General features: G+C 59.8%; 21 protein-coding genes and 1 riboswitch. Of the genes, 10 read left to right on the forward strand and 11 right to left on the reverse strand.

Going from position 1 to position 23,554, the window contains the following annotated elements; all coding sequences use genetic code 11:
* Nucleotides 1-71: 71 nt before the first annotated feature.
* Together ACZ9BB_RS26005 and ACZ9BB_RS26010 are read left to right on the forward strand one after the other, a co-directional pair.
* A complete protein-coding gene (locus ACZ9BB_RS26005) occupies nt 72-1,346 on the forward strand; it encodes a D-amino acid dehydrogenase (protein WP_476217441.1) in 1,275 nt (424 codons plus the stop codon).
* Between the two features lie 27 nt (nt 1,347-1,373).
* Nucleotides 1,374-2,276 (forward strand): transporter substrate-binding domain-containing protein, encoded by a 903-nt coding sequence (locus ACZ9BB_RS26010; RefSeq protein WP_476217443.1) that lies wholly within the window; start codon nt 1,374-1,376, stop codon nt 2,274-2,276.
* A gap of 10 nt (nt 2,277-2,286) precedes the next feature.
* Here ACZ9BB_RS26010 and ACZ9BB_RS26015 read toward each other — a convergent pair whose 3' ends face one another.
* Both ACZ9BB_RS26015 and ACZ9BB_RS26020 read right to left on the reverse strand, forming a co-directional pair.
* Nucleotides 2,287-3,006: a 16S rRNA (uracil(1498)-N(3))-methyltransferase gene (locus tag ACZ9BB_RS26015; protein ID WP_476217445.1), complete on the reverse strand. Its 720-nt coding sequence runs from the start codon at nt 3,004-3,006 to the stop codon at nt 2,287-2,289.
* Between the two features lie 224 nt (nt 3,007-3,230).
* Nucleotides 3,231-4,637 carry an adenosylmethionine--8-amino-7-oxononanoate transaminase gene (locus ACZ9BB_RS26020; RefSeq protein ID WP_476217447.1) on the reverse strand — a complete coding sequence of 469 codons (1,407 nt, stop codon included), beginning with the start codon at nt 4,635-4,637 and terminating at the stop codon, nt 3,231-3,233.
* A gap of 222 nt (nt 4,638-4,859) precedes the next feature.
* Between ACZ9BB_RS26020 and ACZ9BB_RS26025 the strand changes: the two genes are divergently transcribed.
* Nucleotides 4,860-6,635 carry a flavin monoamine oxidase family protein gene (locus ACZ9BB_RS26025; RefSeq protein WP_476217448.1) on the forward strand — a complete coding sequence of 592 codons (1,776 nt, stop codon included), beginning with the start codon at nt 4,860-4,862 and terminating at the stop codon, nt 6,633-6,635.
* 42 nt (nt 6,636-6,677) lie between these two features.
* Here the strand turns inward: ACZ9BB_RS26025 and ACZ9BB_RS26030 are convergent, their stop codons facing one another.
* Nucleotides 6,678-7,475 carry a YncE family protein gene (locus ACZ9BB_RS26030; protein ID WP_476217450.1) on the reverse strand — a complete coding sequence of 266 codons (798 nt, stop codon included), beginning with the start codon at nt 7,473-7,475 and terminating at the stop codon, nt 6,678-6,680.
* Between the two features lie 421 nt (nt 7,476-7,896).
* Between ACZ9BB_RS26030 and ACZ9BB_RS26035 the strand changes: the two genes are divergently transcribed.
* The gene (locus tag ACZ9BB_RS26035; RefSeq protein WP_476217452.1) at nt 7,897-8,448 is read left to right on the forward strand and encodes a cytochrome b; all 552 of its coding nucleotides are present in this window, start codon (nt 7,897-7,899) and stop codon (nt 8,446-8,448) included.
* Between the two features lie 32 nt (nt 8,449-8,480).
* A complete protein-coding gene (locus ACZ9BB_RS26040; protein WP_476217454.1) occupies nt 8,481-9,074 on the forward strand; it encodes a YceI family protein in 594 nt (197 codons plus the stop codon).
* Between the two features lie 248 nt (nt 9,075-9,322).
* Here ACZ9BB_RS26040 and ACZ9BB_RS26045 read toward each other — a convergent pair whose 3' ends face one another.
* From ACZ9BB_RS26045 to ahcY, 4 genes are all read right to left on the reverse strand, one after another.
* Nucleotides 9,323-11,182: a DEAD/DEAH box helicase gene (locus tag ACZ9BB_RS26045; RefSeq protein WP_476217455.1), complete on the reverse strand. Its 1,860-nt coding sequence runs from the start codon at nt 11,180-11,182 to the stop codon at nt 9,323-9,325.
* 222 nt (nt 11,183-11,404) lie between these two features.
* Nucleotides 11,405-12,220, reverse strand: coding sequence for a substrate-binding periplasmic protein (locus ACZ9BB_RS26050; protein WP_476217457.1), 816 nt, complete (start codon nt 12,218-12,220; stop codon nt 11,405-11,407).
* A 189-nt stretch (nt 12,221-12,409) separates the two neighbouring features.
* Nucleotides 12,410-13,255 carry a methylenetetrahydrofolate reductase [NAD(P)H] gene (gene metF / locus ACZ9BB_RS26055; RefSeq protein WP_123719658.1) on the reverse strand — a complete coding sequence of 282 codons (846 nt, stop codon included), beginning with the start codon at nt 13,253-13,255 and terminating at the stop codon, nt 12,410-12,412.
* A gap of 195 nt (nt 13,256-13,450) precedes the next feature.
* Nucleotides 13,451-14,860, reverse strand: a complete 1,410-nt coding sequence (gene ahcY, locus ACZ9BB_RS26060) for an adenosylhomocysteinase (RefSeq protein WP_476217460.1) — start codon at nt 14,858-14,860, stop codon at nt 13,451-13,453.
* Nucleotides 14,861-14,883: 23 nt separating this feature from the next.
* Nucleotides 14,884-14,986: riboswitch (S-adenosyl-L-homocysteine riboswitch) on the reverse strand.
* A gap of 199 nt (nt 14,987-15,185) precedes the next feature.
* Here ahcY and ACZ9BB_RS26065 point away from each other — a divergent pair.
* Both ACZ9BB_RS26065 and ACZ9BB_RS26070 read left to right on the forward strand, forming a co-directional pair.
* On the forward strand, nt 15,186-15,590 hold the full coding sequence (locus tag ACZ9BB_RS26065) for an acyl-CoA thioesterase (RefSeq protein WP_476217462.1): 405 nt from the start codon (nt 15,186-15,188) through the stop codon (nt 15,588-15,590).
* Nucleotides 15,591-15,814: 224 nt separating this feature from the next.
* On the forward strand, nt 15,815-16,702 hold the full coding sequence (locus ACZ9BB_RS26070; protein WP_476217464.1) for a formate/nitrite transporter family protein: 888 nt from the start codon (nt 15,815-15,817) through the stop codon (nt 16,700-16,702).
* 25 nt (nt 16,703-16,727) lie between these two features.
* Here the strand turns inward: ACZ9BB_RS26070 and ACZ9BB_RS26075 are convergent, their stop codons facing one another.
* Nucleotides 16,728-17,897 carry an MFS transporter gene (locus ACZ9BB_RS26075; protein WP_476217465.1) on the reverse strand — a complete coding sequence of 390 codons (1,170 nt, stop codon included), beginning with the start codon at nt 17,895-17,897 and terminating at the stop codon, nt 16,728-16,730.
* A 224-nt stretch (nt 17,898-18,121) separates the two neighbouring features.
* Here ACZ9BB_RS26075 and ACZ9BB_RS26080 point away from each other — a divergent pair, with 224 nt between their 5' ends.
* A complete protein-coding gene (locus ACZ9BB_RS26080) occupies nt 18,122-18,955 on the forward strand; it encodes an EamA family transporter (protein WP_476217466.1) in 834 nt (277 codons plus the stop codon).
* A gap of 51 nt (nt 18,956-19,006) precedes the next feature.
* Nucleotides 19,007-19,393, forward strand: a complete 387-nt coding sequence (locus ACZ9BB_RS26085; protein WP_476217467.1) for an MAPEG family protein — start codon at nt 19,007-19,009, stop codon at nt 19,391-19,393.
* Nucleotides 19,394-19,506: 113 nt separating this feature from the next.
* Here ACZ9BB_RS26085 and mltA read toward each other — a convergent pair whose 3' ends face one another.
* Nucleotides 19,507-20,685 carry a murein transglycosylase A gene (mltA, locus tag ACZ9BB_RS26090; RefSeq protein ID WP_476217469.1) on the reverse strand — a complete coding sequence of 393 codons (1,179 nt, stop codon included), beginning with the start codon at nt 20,683-20,685 and terminating at the stop codon, nt 19,507-19,509.
* Nucleotides 20,686-20,813: 128 nt separating this feature from the next.
* On the opposite strand from mltA, the gene ACZ9BB_RS26095 reads away from it, so the two are divergent.
* Entirely contained in the window at nt 20,814-21,263 is a 450-nt protein-coding gene (locus ACZ9BB_RS26095) for a c-type cytochrome (RefSeq protein WP_476217471.1), read from the forward strand.
* Nucleotides 21,264-21,287: 24 nt separating this feature from the next.
* Here the strand turns inward: ACZ9BB_RS26095 and ACZ9BB_RS26100 are convergent, their stop codons facing one another.
* Complete coding sequence (locus ACZ9BB_RS26100) at nt 21,288-21,683, reverse strand: DUF1090 domain-containing protein (RefSeq protein ID WP_476217473.1); 396 nt, start codon at nt 21,681-21,683, stop codon at nt 21,288-21,290.
* Between the two features lie 91 nt (nt 21,684-21,774).
* A complete protein-coding gene (gene ligB, locus ACZ9BB_RS26105; RefSeq protein ID WP_476217474.1) occupies nt 21,775-23,454 on the reverse strand; it encodes an NAD-dependent DNA ligase LigB in 1,680 nt (559 codons plus the stop codon).
* Between the last annotated feature and the right edge of the window lie 100 nt (nt 23,455-23,554).

Here is a 23,554-nt window from a genome sequence, read left to right on the forward strand (position 1 = left end):
ATAACCTTTGTTTATGGGGCAGGCATCTTTATGCATTGTTCAACGTCTGTCACCTGGTCCTAACCTGAGGCATGTTCCGACAACGCTTAAGGACAGACATGGTTCAGCGGGTTTGCATCATCGGTGGCGGCGTCATCGGGCTGACAACGGCTTACGCACTGGTTCGCGACGGCATCGACGTGACGCTGATCGAGGCCCGGGATTCGTTTGCCAGCGAGACCAGTTTCGCCAACGGCGGCCAGTTGTCCTACCGCTATGTCGCGCCACTGGCCGATGCTGGCGTACCGTTGCAGGCGCTTGGCTGGATGCTGCGCGGTGACTCGCCCCTGAAGCTGCGCCCGCGCCTGGACCCGGCACAATGGCGCTGGATGGCGTCCTTTCTGGCGGCCTGCCGTCGTTCGGTGAATCAGCGCAACGGCGCACATCTGCTGCGCCTGGCGCTGCTGAGCCAGGCCACGCTGCAAGGCTGGCGCGACGAAGATCGCCTCGACGGTTTCGACTGGCGGCGCAACGGCAAACTGGTGACGTTTCGGGAAGCCGCGAGTTTCGAGCATGCGCACCAATGTCTGGCTGATCCGCAACAGCAACAGGTGTTGTCCCGCGTCGAGTGTGCGCAGCTGGAGCCAGCGCTCGCCGAGGCGCCATTCGTGGGCGCGATCTACACGCCCGATGAAGAAGTCGCCGATTGCCATGCTTTCTGTATGCAACTGGTAGCCCGGCTCAAGGCGTCGGGGCGTTGCGAATTCTTGCTGGGCCGCACGGTCACCGGCATTCGCCACGGGGACGGCGCGGTGCAGGCCGTCGAAATGGGCGCGCAGGTGCTGCCGGTCGAGCACCTGGTGATCGCTGCCGGTCATCGCAGCCCGGCGCTGGCGTTGCCGGGCATGAACCTGCCGCTGTACCCACTCAAGGGCTATAGCCTGACCATGCCGATCCGCGCCGAACACCGCGCGCCAGAGCTGAGCATCACCGATTACAACCGCAAGATCGTTTACGCCCGCATCGGTGCACAACTGCGTGTGGCGGCGATGGTCGACATTGTCGGCTTCGACCCGGCGCTCGATCCCAAGCGTCTGGCGCTGATCAAACGCCAGGCCCGGGAGACCTTGCCCAATGCCAGCGATTACGACGCCGCCATCGAATGGGCCGGCATGCGCCCGGCCACCCCCAGCGGCGTGCCGTTGATTGGCGCCACGGCGTACCGCAACCTCTGGCTCAACCTTGGCCATGGCGCCCTGGGCTTCACCCTGGCCTGCGGTAGCGCTCGGCTGCTTGGCGATTTAATTACCCAGCGCGCCCCCTCGATCGAAATGCAGGGCCTCGCACCCCGTGTCGCCCGCTGCTAAACGCTTAACCCACAACGGAGAATAACAATGCAAAAAATCACGTTGATCGGCTGCACCCTCGGTCTGCTACTCGGCAGCCAGGTCCAGGCCAATGAAGCGCCGTTGACCGGCACGCTGAACAAGGTCGCCAATGCCAACAGCATCACGCTGGGTTATCGCGACGCGTCGGTGCCGTTCTCTTACGTGGGTGATCACACGGGGCAGCCGATGGGCTATTCGGTGGACCTGGCAAGCAAGATTGTCGAGCGCATCAAACAAAAACTCGAGCGGCCGGATCTGCAGGTGAAGTACAACCTGGTGACCTCGCAAACGCGTATTCCACTGGTGCAGAACGGCACGGTCGACCTTGAATGCGGCTCCACCGGCGTGACCGCCGAGCGCATGCAGCAAGTGGCATTTTCCTACGGGTTTATCTACGTGAAGGGGCAATTGCTCACGGCGAAGGACAGCGGCATCAAGCGCTTCGCCGATCTGCGCGGCAAGAACGTTGTGACCACCGCCGGCACCACCAATGAGCGGTTTCTGAAGAGTTACAACGTCGATCACAAGATCGATATGTTCGTGATCAGCGCCAAGGACCACGGCGAAGCATTCCAGATGCTGCAGTCAGGGCGGGCGGCGGCGTTCTATATGGATGATGCGCTGCTCTACGGCGAACGAGCCAAGGCTCGCGATCCGCATAACTGGGTCGTGGTGGGCGAGGAGCAATCGCGGGAAATCTACAGCTGCATGGTGCGCAAAGGCGATCCGCAATTTCTCGAGTTGGTGAACTCGACGCTCGCCGATTTGTACCGTTCAGGGGAAATCAACGGCATCTACAACCGCTGGTTCCAGCAGCCGATTCCGCCTAAAGGTTTGAACCTTGAGTTTCCGATGACCAGCGAACTCAAGGCGATCATCGCCAAGCCGGTGAGTGATCCGGTGCAGTAATTCCTGAAACCTAGAAGTCGCCCCACAACTGCTGGGCTACCGCCAGCGCCACCACAGGCGCGGTTTCGGTGCGCAACACTCGAGGGCCGAGGCGGGCGGCGTGAAAGCCGCCGGCCTTGGCCTGTTCGACTTCAGTGTCGGACAACCCGCCTTCCGGGCCGATCAAAAACGCCAGCGTCGCCGGTTTCGCATGGCTCACCAGCGGCTCGGCCACCGGGTGCAGCACCAGTTTCAATTCGGCTTGCGTCTGCTTCAGCCAATCAGCCAATAGCAGCGGCGGATGAATCACCGGCACCCGTGAGCGCCCGCATTGCTCGCAAGCGCTGATCGCGACCTGACGCCAATGCATTAAGCGCTTGTCGGCACGCTCGTCCTTGAGGCGGACTTCGCAGCGGTCGGTGAAGATCGGGGTGATTTCGCTGACGCCCAGTTCGGTGGCTTTCTGAATCGCCCAGTCCATCCGCTCGCCACGGGACAAACCCTGGCCGAGATGGACCGCAAGCGACGACTCGACCTGCCCGGCGAAGCTTTCATCGATGTTCACCACGACGCGCTTCTTGCCGACTTCCGCCAGCGTGCCGCGAAACTCATGGCCCGAGCCATCGAACAGTTGCACCGCATCACCCTCGGCCATGCGCAGCACGCGGCTGATGTAATGCGCCTGGGCTTCGGGCAACTCGTGTTCGCCGGTGCTCAAGGGGGCGTCGATAAAGAAGCGGGACAGTCTCATCTTGGGTCTCTGTAAAAAGTCGAATGTAGCTTGGCACTGATCTGCGGCAACGGCTTTTGTGGCGAGGGGGCTTGCCCCCGTTCGGCTGCGCAGCAGTCGTAAATCTGGCTGATGCGTTTTAACTGACAAAACCCGGTGGCCGGTTTTAGGGCCGCTTCGCGACCCAACGGGGGCAAGCCCCCTCGCCACAGAAGCTCTTTCACACAGGGATTTGCATAAGGCTGTTAGCCCGGATCACGGTAACCCGGATGAAAGTCCTTCGGCACCGCCACGCTGATGCTGTCACGGGTGGCGATGTCGATGCCTTCGCTGGCCACCTCGGCCAGAAAATCGATCTGCTCCGGGGTAATCACGTACGGCGGCAGGAAATACACCACGCTGCCCAGCGGCCGCAATAGAGCACCGCGTTCCAGTGCATGCTGGAACACCGTCAAACCGCGACGTTCCTGCCACGGGTAAGCGGTCTTGCTGGCTTTGTCCTTGACCATCTCGATGGCCAGCACCATGCCGGTCTGGCGCACTTCGGCAACGTTCGGGTGATCGACCAGATGCGCGGTGGAGGAGGCCATGCGTTGAGCCAGGGCCTTGTTGTTCTCGATGACGTTGTCTTCTTCGAAGATATCCAGCGTCGCCAATGCCGCCGCGCACGCCAGCGGATTGCCGGTGTAGCTGTGAGAGTGCAGGAAGGCGCGCAGGGTCGGGTAGTCGTCGTAGAAGGCGCTGTAGACCTCATCGGTGGTCAGCACCGCCGCCAGTGGCAGGTAACCGCCAGTCAGGGCCTTGGACAGACAGAGGAAGTCCGGGCGGATGCCGGCCTGTTCGCAGGCGAACATCGTTCCGGTACGACCGAAGCCAACGGCGATTTCATCGTGGATCAGGTGCACGCCATAGCGGTCGCAGGCCTCACGCAGCAGCTTGAGGTACACCGGGTGGTACATGCGCATGCCGCCGGCGCCCTGAATCAGCGGCTCCAGAATCACCGCGGCCACGGTGTCGTGGTTGTCGGCCAGGGTCTGCTCCATGGCGGCGAACATGTTGCGCGAGTGTTCTTCCCAGGTCATGCCCTCGGGGCGCAGGTAGCAATCGGGGCTTGGCACCTTGATGGTGTCCATCAGCAGGGCTTTGTAGGTTTCGGTGAACAGCGGCACGTCGCCCACCGCCATCGCCGCCATGGTCTCGCCGTGGTAGCCGTTGGTCAGGGTGACGAAGCGTTTCTTGTTCGGCTGGCCGCGGTTGAGCCAGTAGTGAAAGCTCATTTTCAGCGCGACTTCGATGCACGACGAACCGTTATCGGCATAGAAGCACCGGGTCAGGCCTTCGGGCGTCATCTTCACCAGACGCTCGGACAGTTCGATCACCGGCTGATGGCTGAAACCGGCGAGGATCACGTGTTCCAGCTGGTCGACCTGATCCTTGATGCGCTGGTTGATCCGCGGGTTGGCGTGGCCGAACACGTTGACCCACCAGGAGCTGACCGCGTCGAGGTAGCGTTTGCCTTCGAAGTCTTCCAGCCAGACGCCTTCGCCGCGCTTGATCGGGATCAGCGGCAGCTGTTCGTGGTCTTTCATCTGGGTGCAGGGATGCCACAACACCGCGAGATCGCGTTGCATCCACTGATTATTCAGGCCCATGTTCAGTCTCCTCGAGGCGGCTCGCTTGGTGCGCGGGCAAACAATCGCGCAAGCCTATGCAATGCGCGTCATCGGGACAACCCATTGTGTCGATTGAGCTACTTTGTATAAGGAGATAGACGTCGCTGGCGGCGTTTTGATGGCTGACGTATTCTTCGCGGTTCTTTGAGTCGTCTGACTCGTAAAACCGCTATTTCCTCGTGTATTTCCGGAGTTCGCTGAATGTCTGCTGGTTGGCTGCGCGCCTGTGCGTTGGTGATGTTGGGGCTGTTCAGCGTTTCGGCGCTGGCCAAGGATAAAACGGCGATCGTGGTCGGCGGCGGGCTTTCGGGCCTCACCGCGGCGTACGAGCTGCAGAACAAAGGCTGGCAGGTCACCCTGCTGGAAGCCAAGCCGACCCTGGGCGGTCGCTCCGGCATGGCCACCAGTGAGTGGATCGGCAACGACAAGACCCAGCCGGTTTTGAACAAGTACATCTCGACGTTCAAACTGAGCACCACGCCAGCCCCTGAGTTCGTGCGGACCCCGGGTTACCTGATCGATGGTGAATACTTCAGCGCCGCCGATCTGGCGACTAAACAGCCGGCCACCGCCGATGCGCTGAAACGCTACGAAAAGACTCTGGATGATCTGGCGCGCTCGATCGAAGACCCGCAGAACCCGGCCGCCAACAGCACGCTGTTCGCCCTGGACCAGATCAACGTAGCCAACTGGCTCGATCGCTTGAACCTGCCAGCCACTGCGCGTCAGTTGGTGAATCAGGAGATTCGTACCCGTTACGACGAACCTTCGCGCCTGTCGCTGCTGTATTTCGCACAACAAAGCCGCGTCTACCGTGGCGTTGCCGACCGTGACCTGCGTGCCTCGCGCCTGCCCGGCGGCAGCCCGGTGCTGGCCCAGGCCTTCGTCAAGCAACTGAAAACCATCAAGACCAGCTCCCCGGTTTCGTCCATTACCCAGGACAAGGACGGCGTGACCGTGAAGGTCGGCAGCGTTGGCTATCAGGCGGACTACGTCGTGCTGGCCGTGCCATTGCGCGCACTGAACAAAATCCAGATGACTCCGGCGCTGGACGCCCAGCACATGGGCGCCATCAAAGGCACCAACTACGGCTGGCGTGACCAGATCATGCTGAAGTTCAAGACGCCAGTGTGGGAAAGCAAGGCGCGCATGTCTGGCGAGATCTACAGCAACGCCGGTCTGGGCATGCTGTGGATCGAGCCGGCCTTGAAGGGCGGCGCCAACGTGGTGATCAACATTTCCGGCGACAACGCGCGGGTGATGCAGGCCTTCGGCGACAAGCAAATGGCCGATCAGGTGCTGATTCGTTTGCACGCCTTTTATCCACAGGCACGCGGTTCGTTCACCGGTTATGAAATCCGCCGCTACAGCACCGACCCGTCAATGGGCGGCGCTTACCTGGCCTTCGGCCCGGGGCAGATCAGCAAATACTGGCGCCTGTGGGAGCGTCCGCTGCAACGTGTAGCGTTTGCCGGCGAGCACACTGACACCTTGTACCCAGGCACCCTGGAAGGCGCCTTGCGCACCGGTCAGCGTGCAGCCAGTCAGCTGGAAGACCTGGCAGCGGGCAAATCGTTTGAGCCGGCGAAAGTTGTGCCGGCAGCGACCGCAGCAGCGGCAGGTGCAGTGGCGGCGAAGAAAGGCAACTTCTTCACCAACCTGTTCGGTGGTTCTGACGACAAACCGGAACCGGCCAAGGCGCCAGCGCCCGTGGCACCGGTTGCTCCGGCACCCGCCCCAGTCGTTGCTCCAACCCCGGCGCCAGCACCGGTTGAGGCAGCCAAGCCTGTGGAACCGGTGAAGGCGGAGCCTGCCAAAAAGGCACCGGCCAAAGCGCCAGTGAAAAAACCTGCTGCCAAAGCCGAGGCCAAAAAGGCTCCGACCAAGGCGACGGCGAAAAAGGTTGAACCGGTGAAGAAACCAGCGGTGACTACCGCTGCGAAGACCCCGGCGGCGACTGAAACCAAGACGCAGTAAGTTTCGGGATCAAAAGAAGCGCGGCAGTGATGCCGCGTTTTTTTATGCCTTAGGCAGATCGACGATATGAACTTCGTCGCTTTGATAGTCGCTGACATAGGCACGGTTGCGTCGACCAAGAACCATGTCATACGGTTCTACAGCACCAGGGATGGGCAGCCTGCGAACAATCTCATGCGTGGCGGTATTCACTTCCACGATCTCCTTGTTGGTTTGATCAACGGCATAAGCGTTATTTTTGCCGAACACTATTTTTCCTTCGCAAGTCACAAAATCGAAATGCCGGGTAGTCGATGACCGGGTGTCCAGCACGGTAAGTTTTCGGGCGTCCAGGCCCACGACATACACTTTTCTGCCGTCGGGACTGACGGTAACGGCTGATGGATATTGTTCGGTTTTGAAGATGCCGATGACTTTGAAGGTCTCGCTACTGATGACCGTTAGTGCGTCCTGATACGGGCCGCCAGGGGCGTTGGTGCTGGAAACATAAAGACGTGAATTGTCCTGGCTGATATCCACACTGATGGACGGTGAGGGCAACCCTCGCAGTCTGGTTACCGCATAAGTGCGGGCATCAATAATTGCCAGCCATTCTTTATCCTGTCGAACCGTGACGTAAATATGCTTGCCGTCCCGGCTCGCGACGATTCCCCACGGGTGTGTCCCCACTGCAACGTTACCCACTGCGTATGTTTCGGTATCAATAACCGAAACCGAACCGGAACCGTAGTTGGTTACGTAAGCTCTTTTACCGCCGGGGCTAAGGGCGATGCTTTGGGGGTAACGCTCGACCGCAATGGTGTGGATTACCTTTCTGTTGCGGGTATCGATGACTGACACATTGCCTGAAATGTAATTGCAAACAAGAACGCGTGATCCATCACTGCTGATGGCTATCCCACGCGGTCCTTCTCCTACGGATATCGAATTGGATTGATTGTGCGTTATCACGGGAGTGAACTCGAATTGTGACTCATGGTAGAACTCCTTTTCGGCCGCTCGGACAAATACCCGAGCTAAAGATCATCAATGACCAGTAATGGCATCTACTGCCAGATATGACAGTTCTGACGAGTGGTAGAAGCTTTTGGAGGTGGAGATGGGGATTGCACCTGAAGGTATTTTGGTTTGGTTAACACTCTCTTAACATCTCGACTCCAAGGTCTTGATCGTATTTCTCGATATTTCAGAGCGAAATTTTCCGCTTTAAATCGATAGATAACTCGATAGTCTTGGGCGCAGTTCTTACAGGATTTGGGCAATGCAGCTACGTAACTCTTCTTCCCGCTACGGTTGGGTCAGCATCTTCATGCACTGGGGTGTGGCGCTCGCGGTCTTCGGTCTGTTCGCGTTGGGGTTGTGGATGATCGGTCTCGATTACTACAGCACCTGGCGCAAAGACGCACCGGATCTGCACAAGAGCATTGGCCTGGTGTTATTCGCCGTCATGTTGCTGCGGGTGTTGTGGCGCTTCATCAGCCCACCGCCACCGCTCCTGCAAAGCTATAGCCGCATGACGCGCCTTGGCGCCAGGTTCGGCCATTCCTTCCTCTATCTCAGTCTGTTCGCTGTGATGATTGCCGGTTACCTGATTTCCACCGCAGACGGTGTCGGGATTCCGGTGTTTGGTCTGTTTGAAGTTCCTGCACTGGTTTCCGGACTACCGGACCAGGCAGACACCGCGGGTGTAATTCATTTGTACCTGGCTTGGGTGTTGGTAATTTTTTCCAGCCTCCATGCGTTGGCAGCATTGAAACACCATTTTATCGATCGCGATGCGACCCTGGCGCGAATGCTGGGGCGCAAAGCCTGATGTTCAACCTCGACTCCAAAGGTATAGAAAGCATGTTGAAAAAAACGTTCGCCGCTTTGGCAATTGGTTCTGCTCTGCTGTCCGCCAACGTGATGGCGGCCGACTATGTGGTCGACAAAGAAGGCCAGCATGCCTTCGTTGACTTCAAGATCAGCCACTTGGGCTACAGCTACATCATCGGTACCTTCAAGGATATCGACGGCAAGTTCAACTTCGACGCTACCAAGCCAGAAGACAGCAAGATCGAATTCAATGTGCGCACCGCCAGCGTGTTCACTAACCACGCCGAACGCGACAAGCACATCGCCAGCGGTGACTTCCTGAACGTGGGCAAATTCGCCGACGCCAAGTTCGTCTCCACCAGCGTTAAACCCACCGGTAAAAACGCCGCAGGCAAAGACACTGCCGACGTAACCGGCAACCTGACCCTGCTGGGTGTGACCAAGCCAATCGTGGTCAAGGCCACATTCCTGGGTGAAGGCAAGGATCCATGGGGCGGCTACCGTGCCGGCTTCGAAGGCACCACCAGCATCAAGCGCTCCGATTTCGGCAAGCAGAAAGACCTGGGCCCAGCGTCCGACGCGGTCGAACTGTACATTACGTTTGAAGGTGTGAAAGCGAAGTGAATTTCGCTGCTTGAACAAAAACGCCCCTGATCTCGCGATCCGGGGCGTTTTTTGTTTCTGATGGATTAGGGCCGATCGGCACATAACCCTGTAGGAGCCAGGCTTGCCGGCGAAGGGGGCGACTCGGTTTTTGCGGTGCAGCGGATGACGTCTTCGCGGGCAAGCCTCGCTCCTACAAGTTTTTTGTTGAGGCATAAAAAATGCCCCGGATCGTGAGATCCGGGGCATTTTTCATGGCTTTGGAAAACTCAGCGATTGCGGGTCAGCAACGCTGGTTTTTCGCCGCGTGGACGGCCTGGCAGTTGATCCAGTTGCTCAGGTGTCGGGAAGCGATCGCTTTTCGACTCCTTGTGGATGATCTTCGGTGCCGGACCCCGCGGGTTCTGCACGGCCGGTTCCGAACGAGACTGCTCGTCACGGGCCGGGCGGCGGTTGCGGGACTCTTCGCGACGGGCCTGGCCGTCACGTGGAGCGCCGTTGCGTGGGCCGCTGCGCTTGGCCGGTGGCGTGCCGGTGGTTGCGCCGCTGCTGTTGCGCGGGCCGTTCTGGCGACCTTGTGGCTGACCGGTGCGCGGCGCACCTGCGCCTTGTGCCGGAGCGCCCGGACGGCGGCCACGGCCCTGAGCCGGTTTGGCTTGAGGCACGTAGTCGACGCGGTTACCGAAGTTATCGATGTCGTCGTCCAGGAACTCGTCCGGAGCACGGTCGGCGGCGGCGCGAGGTGCCGGACGCTGTTGCTCGCGGGCCGGGGTGCCTTCGCGAGGCTTGTGTTCACGTGCAGGACGGTCGCCACGACCAGTCGCCGCCGGTTTTTCCTTGCCGCCCTTGTCCTTGCCTTTGTCTTTACGACCGCCGCCGCCACCGCTGCCGTTCGGACCGTCGCCGCGCGGGCCACGTGGGTTGCGCGGGTTACGAACATCCGGACGCTCGCGAACTTCCGGCTTCTCGGCTTCCACGGCACTGGAGTCGAAGCCCATCAGGTCGCCATCGGCGATTTTCTGCTTGGTCATGCGCTCGATGCTTTTGAGCAGTTTTTCTTCGTCCGGAGCCACCAGCGAGATCGCCTCGCCCGAACGACCGGCACGGCCGGTACGACCGATACGGTGCACGTAATCTTCGTCGACGTTTGGCAGTTCGAAGTTGACCACATGGGGCAACTGGTCGATGTCCAGGCCGCGGGCGGCGATGTCGGTGGCGACCAGGATGCGCACATCACCGGCCTTGAAGTCGGCCAGTGCTTTGGTGCGGGCGTTCTGGCTCTTGTTGCCATGGATGGCGACGGCGGTGAGGCCGTGTTTGTCCAGGTACTCGGCCAGGCGGTTGGCGCCATGTTTGGTGCGGGTGAACACCAGCACCTGTTCCCAGGCACCGGCGGTAATCAGGTGCGCCAGCAACGAACGCTTGTGGTTGGCGGCCAGGCGGAACACGCGCTGTTCGATCCGCTCGACCGTGGTGTTCGGCGGCGTGACTTCGATGCGTTCCGGGTTGTGCAGCAGTTTGCCGGCGAGGTCGGTGATGTCCTTGGAGAACGTCGCCGAGAACAGCAGGTTCTGGCGCTTGCTCGGCAGGCGGGCGAGGACCTTTTTCACGTCATGGACAAAGCCCATGTCGAGCATGCGGTCGGCTTCGTCCAGCACGAGGATTTCCACGTGGGACAAATCGACGCTGCCTTGGCCAGCGAGGTCGAGCAGACGGCCGGGGCAGGCCACCAGCACGTCGACACCGCGGGACATGGCCTGAACCTGTGGGTTCATGCCGACACCGCCGAAGATGCAGGCGCTGACGAACTTCAGGTCACGGGCATAGACCTTGAAGCTTTCGTGTACCTGGGCCGCGAGTTCGCGGGTTGGGGTCAGGACCAGTACGCGCGGTTGGCGCGGGCCGTGACGCTGGGATTTGTCCGGGTGACCGTTGGGAAACAACCGCTCCAGAATCGGAAGGGCGAAGCCGCCGGTTTTACCAGTACCTGTCTGTGCCGCAACCATCAGGTCGCGACCTTGCAACACGGCGGGAATGGCCCGCTGTTGCACCGGAGTAGGCTCGGTATAGCCCGCTGCCTCGATGGCGCGGACTAAAGCCTCGGAGAGACCGAGGGAAGCAAAGGACATGAGTAATCCTGTTTTAGTTAGGGCTTGGCCCAATGGGAGTCTTGCCTGGCGCGAATGGCGTTTAAGAGGACGCAATCCCGTCCGGTCCTGCTGGGTCTCGAAGGCTCGTCTGGAGCGCCCGCGCGGGCTGAAAAGCTGCGCTGTAGCGGTATCGAGATGCCTTGAACAAGTCCGAGCGTCCGGGCGTGAGCCTGGCGGGAAGGCCGGAGTATAACAGAGCAATCACTGCGCGCTGCTTTCCTGCTGCTCAACGGTTTTTTTGCCGGTTGCATTGGCGCTGGCGGCCCGGGCTTCGCTGGCCGGGCTGGCGCCATAACGGGCGCTGAGTTCGGCATAGGCCGGCTCGCGCTTGAAACGTTTGAGCTCGGCACCGAAGCGCTGCACCAGCAAATCCATCCCGGCATTGCGGCGTACGGCCAGATACTGGCTCTGCTGGCTGATGATGGTCGGGTTCTCGGTGATTTTGTCGCGGATGTTCAATTGATCGAGCAGGTACTGGCCGACCCGGCGATCGGTGATCAGCAAGTCAATCCGGCCGCGCACCAGTTTGCCGAAATTGGCTTCATGGGTTGGCGCCGGTTCCCGGGTGAACAGCGTCGACTCGCTGAAGTCCTTGCTGTACAGGTAGCCCGGCGAGGTGCCGATGGTCAGGCCTTTCAGATCGTCCAGCGTGCGAAATGGAAAGGGCCGTTTGTTGGCGTAGAACATCACGAACTCGACTTGCGAGAGCGGTTCGCTGGGATAGAGCAGGGTCGCATCGCGTTCATCGCTGTGGAAAATATCCAGCGCACCGTCTGCCTGGCCTTGCTCAAGCATCGACAGGCAGCGTTTCCACGGCAGGAATTGCCATTCCACATCGATCCCCAGACGCTTGAAGACGATGGCGGTGGTTTCGTAGTCGAGCCCCAGAGACGTGCCGTTTTCCTCATACACGTAAGGCGCCCAGGGTTCGGTGACAATACGCAACTTCTCGCCCCGGGCGGTGAGGCTCAGGCAAGTGAACAGAAGCACGGTCAGTAACTGAGCGATCAGGGGCATGGCTTGAGATTACGACGAGAAATCATAAAGAGCCAGAAACCGGATCCAGAAGCTCTGGTTCAAGACATTGCTGCACAATAAAAGGGCACCGAATAGCAAAAGATCGCAGTCTTCGGCAGCTCCACAGAGATACGTTTTCCCTGCGGGACCATCGAAGGCTGCGATCTTCTGATCTTTGTTTAACGACTTTTAGCGCGGCAACTTCAGGTTGTTCCACACCGCCAGGCTCGGCTCAGCCTGGTTCAACGTGTAGAAGTGCAACCCGGGGGCGCCACCTTGCAACAGGCGTTCGCACATTTCGGTGATGACTTGCTCACCAAAGCCTTGAATGCTCTGGGTGTCGTCGCCGTAGGCTTCCAGTTGCTTGCGGATCCAGCGCGGGATTTCTGCACCGCAAGCGTCGGAAAAACGCGCCAGCTTGCTGTAGTTGGTGATCGGCATGATCCCCGGCACGATCGGGATGTTCACACCCTTGGCCCGTACACGCTCGACGAAGTAGAAATAACTGTCGGCGTTGAAGAAGTACTGGGTGATCGCACTGTTGGCGCCGGCGTTGGCCTTGCGCACGAAGTTGTTGAGATCGTCTTCGAAATTGCGCGCTTGCGGGTGCATTTCCGGGTAAGCGGCGACTTCGATGTGGAAATGATCACCGGTCTCTTCACGAATGAATTCAACCAGGTCATTGGCGTGACGCATCTCGCCGCTGGCCATACCCATGCCCGAGGGCAGGTCACCGCGAAGCGCAACGATACGCTTGATGCCGGCTGCCTTGTACTGGCTCAGCAGGCCACGCAGGTCGTCCTTGCTGTCGCCCACGCAAGACAGATGCGGTGCGGCAGGGACTTTGACTTCGCTTTCAAGCTGCAACACGGTGTTGAGGGTGCGATCACGGGTCGAACCGCCAGCGCCATAGGTGCAGGAGAAGAAGTCGGGATTGAAGGTCGCCAGGTGACGGGCAGTGGCGATCAGTTTTTCATGCCCAGCATCGGTCTTCGTCGGGAAGAATTCGAAGCTGTAGCGACGGTCTTGGGACATGGTCATATCCTTGGAAGCGTATAAGCCTTGCAGGCCGCTACGTTCTCTGTAGGAGCGAAGCTTACTCGCGAAACAGGCGCCGCAGTGTTTCAGAAGCGCCGTGGTGAAGCGTTCGCGAGCAAGCTTCGCTCCTACCGAGAGCGCGTGGTTCCTGCATGAGTCCGCTCCCCTTGAGGAAGCGGACAGCAGGACCAATCAGTAGCGGTAAGCGTGCGGCTTGAACGGGCCTTCGACGGTGACGCCGATGTAGTCAGCCTGTTGCTTGGTCAGTTGAGTGACCACGCCGCCGAAACCGCGGACCATTTCCAGGGCCACTTCTTCGTCGAGTTTCTTCGGCAGTACTTCAACGGTCAGGCGCTCGGCTTTCTGGGCTGGCGACAGGTCGGCGTACTTCTGGCCGAACAGGAAGATCTGAGCCAGAACCTGGTTGGCGAACGAACCGTCCATGATGCGGCTTGGGTGGCCGGTGGCGTTGCCCAGGTTAACCAGACGGCCTTCGGCCAGCAGGATCAGGTAGTCGTCGTTCTGAGCGTCGAAAGCGCCCGCGCCGGTACGGTGAACCTTGTGAACCTGAGGTTTGACTTCTTCCCATGCCCAGTTCTTGCGCATGAAAGCGGTGTCGATTTCGTTGTCGAAGTGACCGATGTTGCAGACAACGGCGCGCTTCTTCAGGGCTTTGAGCATGTTCGCGTCGCAAACATTGACGTTGCCGGTGGTGGTCACGATCAGGTCGATCTTGCCCAGCAGCGCTTTGTCGATGCTCGCTTCGGTACCGTTGTTGATACCGTCGATGAACGGCGAAACCAGTTCGAAACCGTCCATGCAGGCTTGCATGGCACAGATCGGGTCGACTTCGGAGACTTTAACGATCATGCCTTCCTGGCGCAGGGACTGGGCCGAGCCCTTGCCCACGTCACCGTAGCCGATGACCAGCGCTTGCTTGCCGGACAGCAGGTGGTCGGTACCGCGCTTGATCGCATCGTTCAGGCTGTGACGGCAGCCGTACTTGTTGTCGTTCTTGCTTTTGGTTACCGAGTCGTTGACGTTGATGGCCGGGATTTTCAGCTCGCCCTTGGCCAGCATGTCCAGCAGACGGTGAACGCCGGTGGTGGTTTCTTCGGTGACGCCGTGGACGCGATCCAGCACCTGCGGATACTTCTTGTGCAGCAGCTCGGTCAGGTCACCGCCGTCGTCGAGGATCATGTTGGCATCCCAAGGCTGGCCATCTTTGAGGATGGTTTGCTCCAGGCACCACTCGTACTCTTCTTCAGTCTCGCCTTTCCAGGCAAATACCGGGATGCCGGCAGCGGCGATGGAAGCGGCGGCTTGATCCTGAGTCGAGAAAATGTTGCAGGACGACCAGCGTACTTCGGCACCCAGGGCAACCAGGGTTTCGATCAGCACGGCAGTCTGAATAGTCATGTGGATGCAGCCGAGAATCTTCGCGCCCTTGAGCGGTTGCTCGACGGAGTATTTGCGACGCAGACCCATCAGGGCTGGCATTTCGGATTCGGCGATGATGGTTTCGCGACGGCCCCAGGCAGCCAGGGACATGTCGGCGACTTTGTAATCGTTAAAATCTGCAGGCGTGATAACAGCGCTCATAAAGAGCCTCCATTCGTAATGTATGCGAATGGGCGCCGTTGTGCGTTTAGTGTCCAGCCAGTGATGGCCAGTCAACGCCCCATCCGAGCCTGACAGGTCGAACCTGCTGCAGCGCCCCTCGGACAGGTGGCGGGAAAACGGTATCAATGGAACGTTACCGTTTTGAAACGGGGGCGATTATAGCGGGCTATGCTGATCTTCCAAAGCCTTTCTGCAAGGTCAATGCCCGAACGGTAATCGAGACCATAGTCGATGCTTGATAGAGCTCTAGTCCGGGCTCTGCCATGATGGCCGGCATCAATCGGCAAGACGGTCAGGAGTGAACATGAATTTCCACACCCGCAAGTGGGTAAAACCCGAAGACCTCAACCCTAACGGCACGCTGTTCGGTGGCAGTCTGCTGCGCTGGATCGACGAAGAAGCGGCGATCTATGCCATCGTCCAGCTGGGTAATCAGCGCGTGGTCACCAAGTACATTTCCGAAATCAACTTCGTCAGCGCTTCGCGCCAGGGCGACATCATCGAGCTGGGCATCACCGCCACCGAGTTCGGTCGCACCTCGATCACGCTGACTTGCGAAGTGCGTAACAAGATCACCCGCAAGAGCATCCTGACGGTGGAGAAAATGGTTTTCGTGAACCTGGGCGAAGACGGCCTGCCCGTGCCGCACGGCCGGACCGAGATCAGGTATGTCAAAGACCAGTTCAAGGATGATGACATCGGCGGGTAATTGTCGCTCTGTGGCGAGGGAGCTTGCTCCCGTTGGGCTGCGAAGCAGTCGTAAGCCGGCAATGAAGTCTGTCTGAGGAGCCCGGTGAAAGGTTTTAGGGCCGCTTCGCGCCCCAGCGGGAGCAAGCTCCCTCGCCACAGGGTTTGCTGCGTTCCCCCGGGTAGTGAACAGCTCCGATCCCCGCGTGTCGTAACTAAACGACACGCCACCGGTTCAGGAGCTTTATGGACACGTCCAAAGACGGCAAGACCCCGGACCTCTCGGCGCAAGAACAGCGCGAGGTCGACAAGAACCAGCCACCGCGCGCGGCGGTGTTGCACGAAATCATTCGTACCCAAGGCAATCAGGAACTCGAGCGCAGCGTTGCAGCGCTGTGGTGGTCGGCCCTGGCTGCCGGCCTGACCATGGGTTTGTCGCTGATGGGCATGGGGCTGCTCAACTCGCGTCTGCCGGACGGCGAAGGCTTCAAGGTGATCGCCAGTTTCGGTTACTGCGCAGGTTTTCTCGCGGTAATTCTCGCCCGTCAGCAACTCTTCACCGAAAACACCCTGACCGCGGTGCTGCCGATCATGAGCAAGCCTACGCTGGGTAACTTTGGTCGGCTTTTGCGACTGTGGACGGTGGTGCTGGTGGGGAATCTCTGCGGCACTTTGCTGGTGGCGTATGTGATGCTGCATCTGCCGATTTTCGACAGCAAGACCGATCTGGCCTTTCTTGAGATCGGGCGCAAGGTCATGGAAAACGACGCCGGAAAAATGCTCGCCAAAGGCATCATCTCCGGCTGGATGATCGCCACCATGGTCTGGATGATCCCGTCCATGGAGAGCGCCAAGATGTGGATCATTATCCTCATCACCTATTTCATGGCACTGGGCGATTTCACCCACATCGTGGTCGGATCGGTCGAAGTCTCCTACCTGGTGTTTGCCGGCGAGTTGCCGTGGAGGGATTTCTGGCTAGTGTTTGCAGGGCCCACGCTGGTGGGGAACATCATCGGTGGCAGTTTTATCTTCGCGCTGATCAGTCACGCGCAGATCCGCAGCGAAAGCGGGGCGCCCAAGACATCCGCGGAGCGGGAACAGGTACCCGAACCGCAGAAGATCAAAAAATGATCAATGGCAAAAACTTCCGCTCCTGTCAGCCGGGCATACTGACGGCGGCAGCACTGCGACGTTGCAGGTAGATGAACAAAAGCGCCGTCAGCACCGTCAACCCGCTGACCAGTGCGCCGGTCCACGGCAAGTCCGCCAGGTCCGCACCACTGGCCACCACCAGCCCGCCAATCCACGCCCCGGCTGCGTTGCCGAGATTGAAGGCGCTTTGATTCAGCGTCGAACCGAGGTTCGGCGCCTCATGAGCCTCATCAATGATCAGCAATTGCAGGATCGGGCACAGCGCGAACGCGAAGATACCCCACAACACCAGCGTGATCGCCGCCGGGATCACCGAATGGCTGGTCTGGCTGAAGGCGGCCAGCACGACGGCCACCGCCAACGCCATACCCACCAGCGAAGGCAGCAAACGGCTGTCTGCCAATCGGCCGCCGAGCATGCTGCCCGCCGTCAAACCGACCCCGAACAACAACAGCATGATGGTCACGCCATGCGGGCTGACACCGGTGATGTCTTGCAGGATCGGCGCGATGTAGGTGAACACGCTGAACAGGCTGGTCGACGCCAGAACGCTCATGCCCAGCGCCAGCAGTACGTTGACCTTGCCCAGCACTTTGAACTCGCTGGCCAGGTTGGCTTTGTCCATGGGGATTTCCTTTGGCAGCCAGACCCACTGCGCAATAGCCGCAATCACGCCAATTACCGACACCGCCCAGAAGGTCGAGCGCCAGCCGGCGTATTGCCCCAGCGCGGTGCCCAATGGCACGCCCAACACGTTGGCTAATGTCAGGCCGGTGAACATCATGGCAATCGCCTGGGCTCGTTTGTTCGGTGCCACCAGACTGGCAGCGACCACTGAACCGATGCCGAAAAACGCACCATGGCACAAAGCAGTAATCACCCGTGCAGCCATCAGGGTGGCGTAGTTCGGCGCCAGGGCGCAGAGGATGTTGCCGAGAATGAACATCAGCGTCATGCCCAGGAGCGTGGCTTTGCGCGGCATGTTGGCAGTACCGACCGCGAGGATCGGTGCACCGAACACCACCCCCAGCGCGTAACCGGTGATGAGCAAGCCCGCGTGAGGGATGCTCACGGCGAGGTCGCGGGCGACATCGGGCAGCAAGCCCATGATGACGAATTCAGTGGTGCCGATGCCGAAAGCGGCAACGGCCAGTGCAAGCAAGGCGAGAGGCATGCGCAAGGTCTCCGTCGGTAGTCTTGACGCTTTGATCAGGCGTACGCAGGCCATCGACCGTTCTCGATGAGAGCGGGCAGAGGCAGAAATTATTGGAATTAGTCTGTGCGCAACTGAGTGCGGCGTGGTCGCTTGCAGTATAAACAGCTGCGGATATATGGCGAATCAATTCCTCTGCCCTCGTTTTATGTAGGGGGAGGGCAAGCAACAATAAGGAGTGTGTCGTGCTTGCGACGGTTCTGGTGTTGGTGGCGGCGTTGTTGCACGCGGCGTGGAATACCCTGATCAAATTCAGCGCGGAGCGGCTGTTGGTGGTGGCCTGCATGGACAGCGTGGCGCTGTTGTTTGTCGCCCTGATGCTGCCTTTCGTGGCGTTGCCACCGATAGAGATGTGGCCATGGATCCTGGCGTCGGCGGCGTTCGAGTTGCTCTATCGCTATCTGTTGATCCAGGCCTATCGGGTTGGCGATCTTGGTCTGGTCTATCCGTTGATGCGTGGCTTGTCGCCGCTGGTGGTGCTGGCTCTGACGCTGATCTTCGCTGGAGAAGTGCTGACGGCTCAGCAGATCTTCGGCATTTTGCTGATCCCGTTCGGCATGCTGTGCTTGCTCTGGCAGGGCGGTGGCGGGGTGCGCCTGCCGTGGTCGATTCTGCCGGTGGTGGCGCTGATCGGGTTGTGCATCGGTTGCTACACCTTCATCGATGGCCAGGCCTTGCGGCGCTGGCCCTATCCCCTGGACTACCTGGTTTGGGTCACATTGCTCAGTGCCTGGCCGTTCCCGTTGCTGGCATTGGTGCGCAAACGCCCGGCGTTCATGCTGTTCTGGCGTGAGCAGTGGCGGTTGGGGTTGGCGGTCGGGTTTTGCGTGTTGTTCAGCTACGCTCTGGTGCTGTGGGCCATGCAGCTCGGCTCGATTGCCGAAGCGGCGGCGCTGCGCGAGATCAGTGTGATTCTGGTGGTGCTGTTCGGCATGCGCTATCTGAAAGAACCTTTCGGCAGGCCGCGGCTCTTAGCCTGTGGGCTGGTGCTGATCGGCATGTTGGTGATGAAGTTTTAGTCACCTTTGATGGAGCTCGACTCTCTATAACTTGAAAGAAGGGACTGCGTTATGACGGTTGCTCTGTGGTGCATTTTGATTGCGATCTGCTTGCCATATCTATGCACAGGCGTCGCCAAGTTCAGCGGCGGCAAGTTCGGGCTGAAACAGAATCACGACCCGCGGGCGTTTCTGGATTCGCTTGAAGGGGTGGCCAGGCGTGCGCATTCGGCGCAGTTGAACAGCTTCGAAGTGACACCGGCGTTTGCGGCGGCGGTGATCGTCGCGCACCTGGCCGGAAATGCCGAACTGGTGACGATCAATGTGCTGTCGGTGTTGTTTATCACCAGTCGGCTGCTCTACATCATTTGCTATCTGGCGGACTGGGCGATTCTGCGGTCGTTGGTATGGGCCATTGGAGTGGGGTTGATTGTCAGTTTCTTTGTGGTGTCGGTTTAAAGGCAAGACCAAAAGATCGCAGCCTTTGGCAGCTACAGGGATCGATGTTCGTCCGCGATATTGCGGTGCACGCGGTCAATGTAGGAGCTGGCGAAGCCTGCGATCTTTTGCTTTTAAAGTGTGTCAGCCACCTGCGGCACTTGCGGCAACGCCGCCCCTTTTGGCCAAAGCATCCAGATCTGCCCCTGCTGTTTCATGTCTCCGGCCAATTGCCCGGCGGCCTCGCCGGTGCCCCAGAACAGATCCGCGCGGACCTCGCCGGCAATCGCGCCGCCGGTGTCCTGGGCCGCCACCGGGCGTACCAGCGCGCTGCCATCCGGTCGCGTGGTCGATAACCACAACAGACTGCCGAGCGGAATCACCTTGCGGTCCACCGCTGCGCTATAACCTGCGGTCAATGGCACATTCAGCGAGCCGCGCGGCCCTTCGTTGCTGTCCGGGTTGCGATTGAAGAACACGTAGCTGGGGTTGCTGCCGAGCAGTTCGGGAATGCGCGTCGGATTGGCCTTGGCCCAGTTATCGATGGCACTCATGGTCACGTCTTCTTTTTTCAGCTCTCCCTGATCGACCAGCCAGCGGCCGATGGGTCGATAGGGGTGGCCGTTCTGGTCGGCATAACCGATGCGCAATTGCCGGCCATCGTCGAGCTGGATGCGACCCGAGCCCTGGATTTGCAGAAACTGCAGGTTCATCGGGTCGGTCAGCCAGGCAATCACCGGCGCCTTCACGCCTTTGGTTTCAATGGTCGCTGCATCGTCGTAAGGTTTGAGCACGCGACCTTCGAGTCGTCCGCGCAGGCGTTTGCCCTTGAGTTCCGGGTAGATACTGTCCAGCGAGACGATGATCATGTCCTCGGGCACGCCGTACACCGGGATGTTGGCTTGCTCGGTCTGGGTCAGGCTGCCGGGATACACCGGCTCGTAGTAACCGGTGATCAGGCCGTTGGGGTTGTCATTGGCGGCACGCAAGCCGTAGACGTCGAGGTTCTGTTTGAGAAACCCGCGGATGTCGTTGGCGGTTGCGGTTGCCGGCACTTTAGCGGAAGCCGCGCAGGTCGAGCCCCAGACCGGGTCGGCTTTGAGTCGGGTGCAGGCGCTGCGCCACGAGCCGAAGCCGGCGACAAGGTCGTTGTCGGACACCGCCGGAAGCGCTTCCCAGGTGGCGCTGGAGTAAGTCGCCAATGCATGGGTTTTCGGTTTGCCGCTGTCACCACCGGTGCAACCTGCCAGCATGGCCACCATCGGAAGGGTCCAGGCCAGATTGTGACGCCATGCCTTGAAACGGCTGTTCATGGAGTAATTCCTTTGTCGGTTGCCTGAGTGCTCCATGCGCTCAAGCAACCCGTATTGATAATAGGGCTATTGGTCTTTGCGGGTGACGCGAGGATACTGGCCGCCGTTTCCAGTGACCTGAAGCCACCATGACTCTTAAAAGACTTTCCGTTGTATTGCTGGCCTGCCTGACGTTGTCTGCCTGCGGCGGTGTCGACCCGAACTCGCCACTGGGTCAGCGCAAGGCGATCTTCAAGCAAATGCTCAAGACCGGCGAAGACCTGGGCGGCATGTTGCGTGGGCGTATTCCGTTCGATGGTCCGAAATTCGCCGACGGCGCCGTGAAACTCGACGCGTTGTCCCATGAGCCGTGGAAGCATTTCCCGCAGGTGCGCGAAGATGATCACACCAGCGCCAAGGATGATGTCTGGCAGAAGCAGGCACGCTTCCAGGAAATGGCCCGCACCCTTGAAGGCGCCACCGGTGAGCTGGTGATTGCCAGCAAGGTTCAGCCCTACAAGGTCAGTAACCTGGGGCCGGCGGTGCAGAAAGTCGAAGACGCGTGCAGTGCCTGCCATAAAGAGTTTCGGGATCATTGATTCCAGAAAACTCAAAATGATTGCTTATTTATCCAGCTCATCCAGCGCTTCCTGCAACTCCTTGCGTGATTGAGCCAGTTTGTCTTTGCGCTTGTTGATCTTCTCGGCGTCGCCTTTTTTCATCGCCTTGTCGAGGTCGGCCTGACGCTTGCTGACTTCGTGCTTGGCGTCGAGCACCTTGTTTTCCCTTTCCTTCTTCAAGGAGGCATCGGTGCAATGGGCGGTGACTTCGCTCAGGGCAGTTTCCAGGCCCGCCTGTTGATCGGCGTTGCCGTGGGACTTGGCCAGTTCGATCTGGTTGATGATGCCTTGTTTCTTGGCGGCGCAGCCGGTCAGGCCGGGTGCGTCTTCGGCGGCCATCAATGGAGCGGCCATCACGCTGCACAGGGTCAACAAGGCGAGCGGTGAAAGAAGTTTCATAAAAGCTCCAGATGAAAAAAACGATGTAGCGATGGGCTGTTTGAGCGCATCGGTACCTTTGGGTTCCCGGTCTGGCGGGCATCACCGGCTGCTAAAAGCCGTCAATCCCGGCAACACGTAATGTCTCGCTCAAGGCCAGGACCTGAGGGTCGCGAAAAAAAGCGCTCAATTGTGCCGCGCGTCCCGGGCCGATGCCGGCTTCGGCCTGCCATTGTTCGGTATTTCGTTGCGCCAGCGCCTGCCATGAGTCGGCGAGGCGTGCCTGGCCGGTCGGTGGCAAGCCCAGGGCTTTGAGCCAGCGAGCGAAAGGGCGTTGCCGGGCGCTGTTGAAACTGTTTAAAAGACGAGCACTACTGCGATCGCCGAAGCCGTCAATGTTAGCAAGCTCTTGCTCATCGAGGGTCATCCAATCGAGCAGGCTGCCGAGGCGTTCGGCCTTGAGCAGTTTTTCCCAGGTGCCCGGCCCGACATGAGGCAGGGCCAGCCCCTGTTTGCCGCTGAGCCAGCTCAGGCGAGCGAGGAATTGGCTCTCGCAGCCCGGAGTCGGCTGCCAGCAGCTTAAAGAATGAAAGTCCGCTGCCCGCGGTATGTTCACCTCAGGGCGTTCGGTGCTGCGCAATACGACACCGTCAAGCCTGGGAATGGTCAGCCCCGCCAGGCTGACGGCCACCTGATCGCCCGGACGAATGTCCAGCGCTTCCCAGCGTTGCAGGGAGCTGACACTGACGCGCTTGATCTGCCGGTCATCGAGTTGCACTGGGGTCAGATCCAGCACCGGTGTGATCCGGCCCGTCCGTCCGATCTTGAAGTGGACTTTGCGCACTTCGGCCAGCGCTTGGGCGAACGGGTATTTCCAGGCGACGGCCCAGTACGGCGTTTTCGCCTGCCAGCGCTCGGCCGGCGGGCGCAGACTCTGACGCAAGACGATGCCATCGCTGGCAAAGGGCAGGGGTGAGCGATACCAATGATCGCGCCAGCGTTCGGCATCGGCCAATGCTTCGATCGGCTGACTGTAGGGTGCCGTGCTGGGAAATCCCAACTCATCCAGAGCCGCCACGCGGGTGGGCAGGTTTTTCGGGCCTTGTGGCCAGTCCCAGACAAACAACCCGATACCGGCGGCTTGCTCAGGGCTCAGGGTTTTGCGCGCCATCAATCCGGCCACCGTGGCGCGGGCATTGAGGCTGCCGGCCTGGGCTTGCACGTGTTCGGTCAGGCGCCAATAGAGTTCGCCTTGCAGCAGCAGGTCCAGCGGCTGCGAAAGTTTTTGCGGGATGGCGGCGATCTGTCGCGCCGAGGCAGTCCAGTCCTGGCCGTTTACCCCGTCACCACGACTGATCGCCTGGTGCAGCCAACCGTTGCGATAGGTCAACGTTACCGCTACACCATCGACCTTGGGCTGAATCCAGACCTCCTCCCGGTCTTTTAGCCAGGCTTCGACGGCGCGCCCATCGCGAAGTTTCTCCAGGCCGGTATGGGCGACGGGATGAGCAACCGTGCCGCCGGCCGTACGCAGCGGTTCGGCCGAGGGGGCTGAATCAAAGCACTCGCGCCATTCGGTCAGTCGTGCACGGGATTGATCGTAGAGCTCGTCGGCGATCAGCGATTGGCCTTCACGGTGGTAACTGTCGTCCCAAAGGTCGATTTGCTGTTGCAGGGTGGTGATTTCGTCCAGCGCGCGGGGCTCTGGCCAGTCGGGGCATTCGGTGGCATTGGCGATCAGGCAGGCGAAGGTCAGCAGGAAAGCGAAAAACAGGCGCAGGTTGGGCAGCATCGAGAGCGTCCTTGCTCGGGGAGATGCTACAAGGCTAGTCAGTATTTTCGGGCGAGATGGCTGAGTGTTTTGCCTGGTGTTTCTGATGGCAGTGACACGG

The organism is Pseudomonas sp. TE3552 (assembly GCF_056278945.1).

Coding starts and splice junctions, on each gene's coding strand:
- ACZ9BB_RS26005 (WP_476217441.1), top strand. CDS start 72: ATGTTCCGACAACGCTTAAGGACAGACATGGTTCAGCGGGTTTGCATC.
- ACZ9BB_RS26010 (WP_476217443.1), top strand. CDS start 1,374: ATGCAAAAAATCACGTTGATCGGCTGCACCCTCGGTCTGCTACTCGGC.
- ACZ9BB_RS26015 (WP_476217445.1), bottom strand. CDS start 3,006: ATGAGACTGTCCCGCTTCTTTATCGACGCCCCCTTGAGCACCGGCGAA.
- ACZ9BB_RS26020 (WP_476217447.1), bottom strand. CDS start 4,637: ATGGGCCTGAATAATCAGTGGATGCAACGCGATCTCGCGGTGTTGTGG.
- ACZ9BB_RS26025 (WP_476217448.1), top strand. CDS start 4,860: ATGTCTGCTGGTTGGCTGCGCGCCTGTGCGTTGGTGATGTTGGGGCTG.
- ACZ9BB_RS26035 (WP_476217452.1), top strand. CDS start 7,897: ATGCAGCTACGTAACTCTTCTTCCCGCTACGGTTGGGTCAGCATCTTC.
- ACZ9BB_RS26040 (WP_476217454.1), top strand. CDS start 8,481: ATGTTGAAAAAAACGTTCGCCGCTTTGGCAATTGGTTCTGCTCTGCTG.
- ACZ9BB_RS26045 (WP_476217455.1), bottom strand. CDS start 11,182: ATGTCCTTTGCTTCCCTCGGTCTCTCCGAGGCTTTAGTCCGCGCCATC.
- ACZ9BB_RS26050 (WP_476217457.1), bottom strand. CDS start 12,220: ATGCCCCTGATCGCTCAGTTACTGACCGTGCTTCTGTTCACTTGCCTG.
- metF (WP_123719658.1), bottom strand. CDS start 13,255: ATGTCCCAAGACCGTCGCTACAGCTTCGAATTCTTCCCGACGAAGACC.
- ahcY (WP_476217460.1), bottom strand. CDS start 14,860: ATGAGCGCTGTTATCACGCCTGCAGATTTTAACGATTACAAAGTCGCC.
- ACZ9BB_RS26065 (WP_476217462.1), top strand. CDS start 15,186: ATGAATTTCCACACCCGCAAGTGGGTAAAACCCGAAGACCTCAACCCT.
- ACZ9BB_RS26070 (WP_476217464.1), top strand. CDS start 15,815: ATGGACACGTCCAAAGACGGCAAGACCCCGGACCTCTCGGCGCAAGAA.
- ACZ9BB_RS26075 (WP_476217465.1), bottom strand. CDS start 17,897: ATGCCTCTCGCCTTGCTTGCACTGGCCGTTGCCGCTTTCGGCATCGGC.
- ACZ9BB_RS26085 (WP_476217467.1), top strand. CDS start 19,007: ATGACGGTTGCTCTGTGGTGCATTTTGATTGCGATCTGCTTGCCATAT.
- mltA (WP_476217469.1), bottom strand. CDS start 20,685: ATGAACAGCCGTTTCAAGGCATGGCGTCACAATCTGGCCTGGACCCTT.
- ACZ9BB_RS26095 (WP_476217471.1), top strand. CDS start 20,814: ATGACTCTTAAAAGACTTTCCGTTGTATTGCTGGCCTGCCTGACGTTG.
- ACZ9BB_RS26100 (WP_476217473.1), bottom strand. CDS start 21,683: ATGAAACTTCTTTCACCGCTCGCCTTGTTGACCCTGTGCAGCGTGATG.
- ligB (WP_476217474.1), bottom strand. CDS start 23,454: ATGCTGCCCAACCTGCGCCTGTTTTTCGCTTTCCTGCTGACCTTCGCC.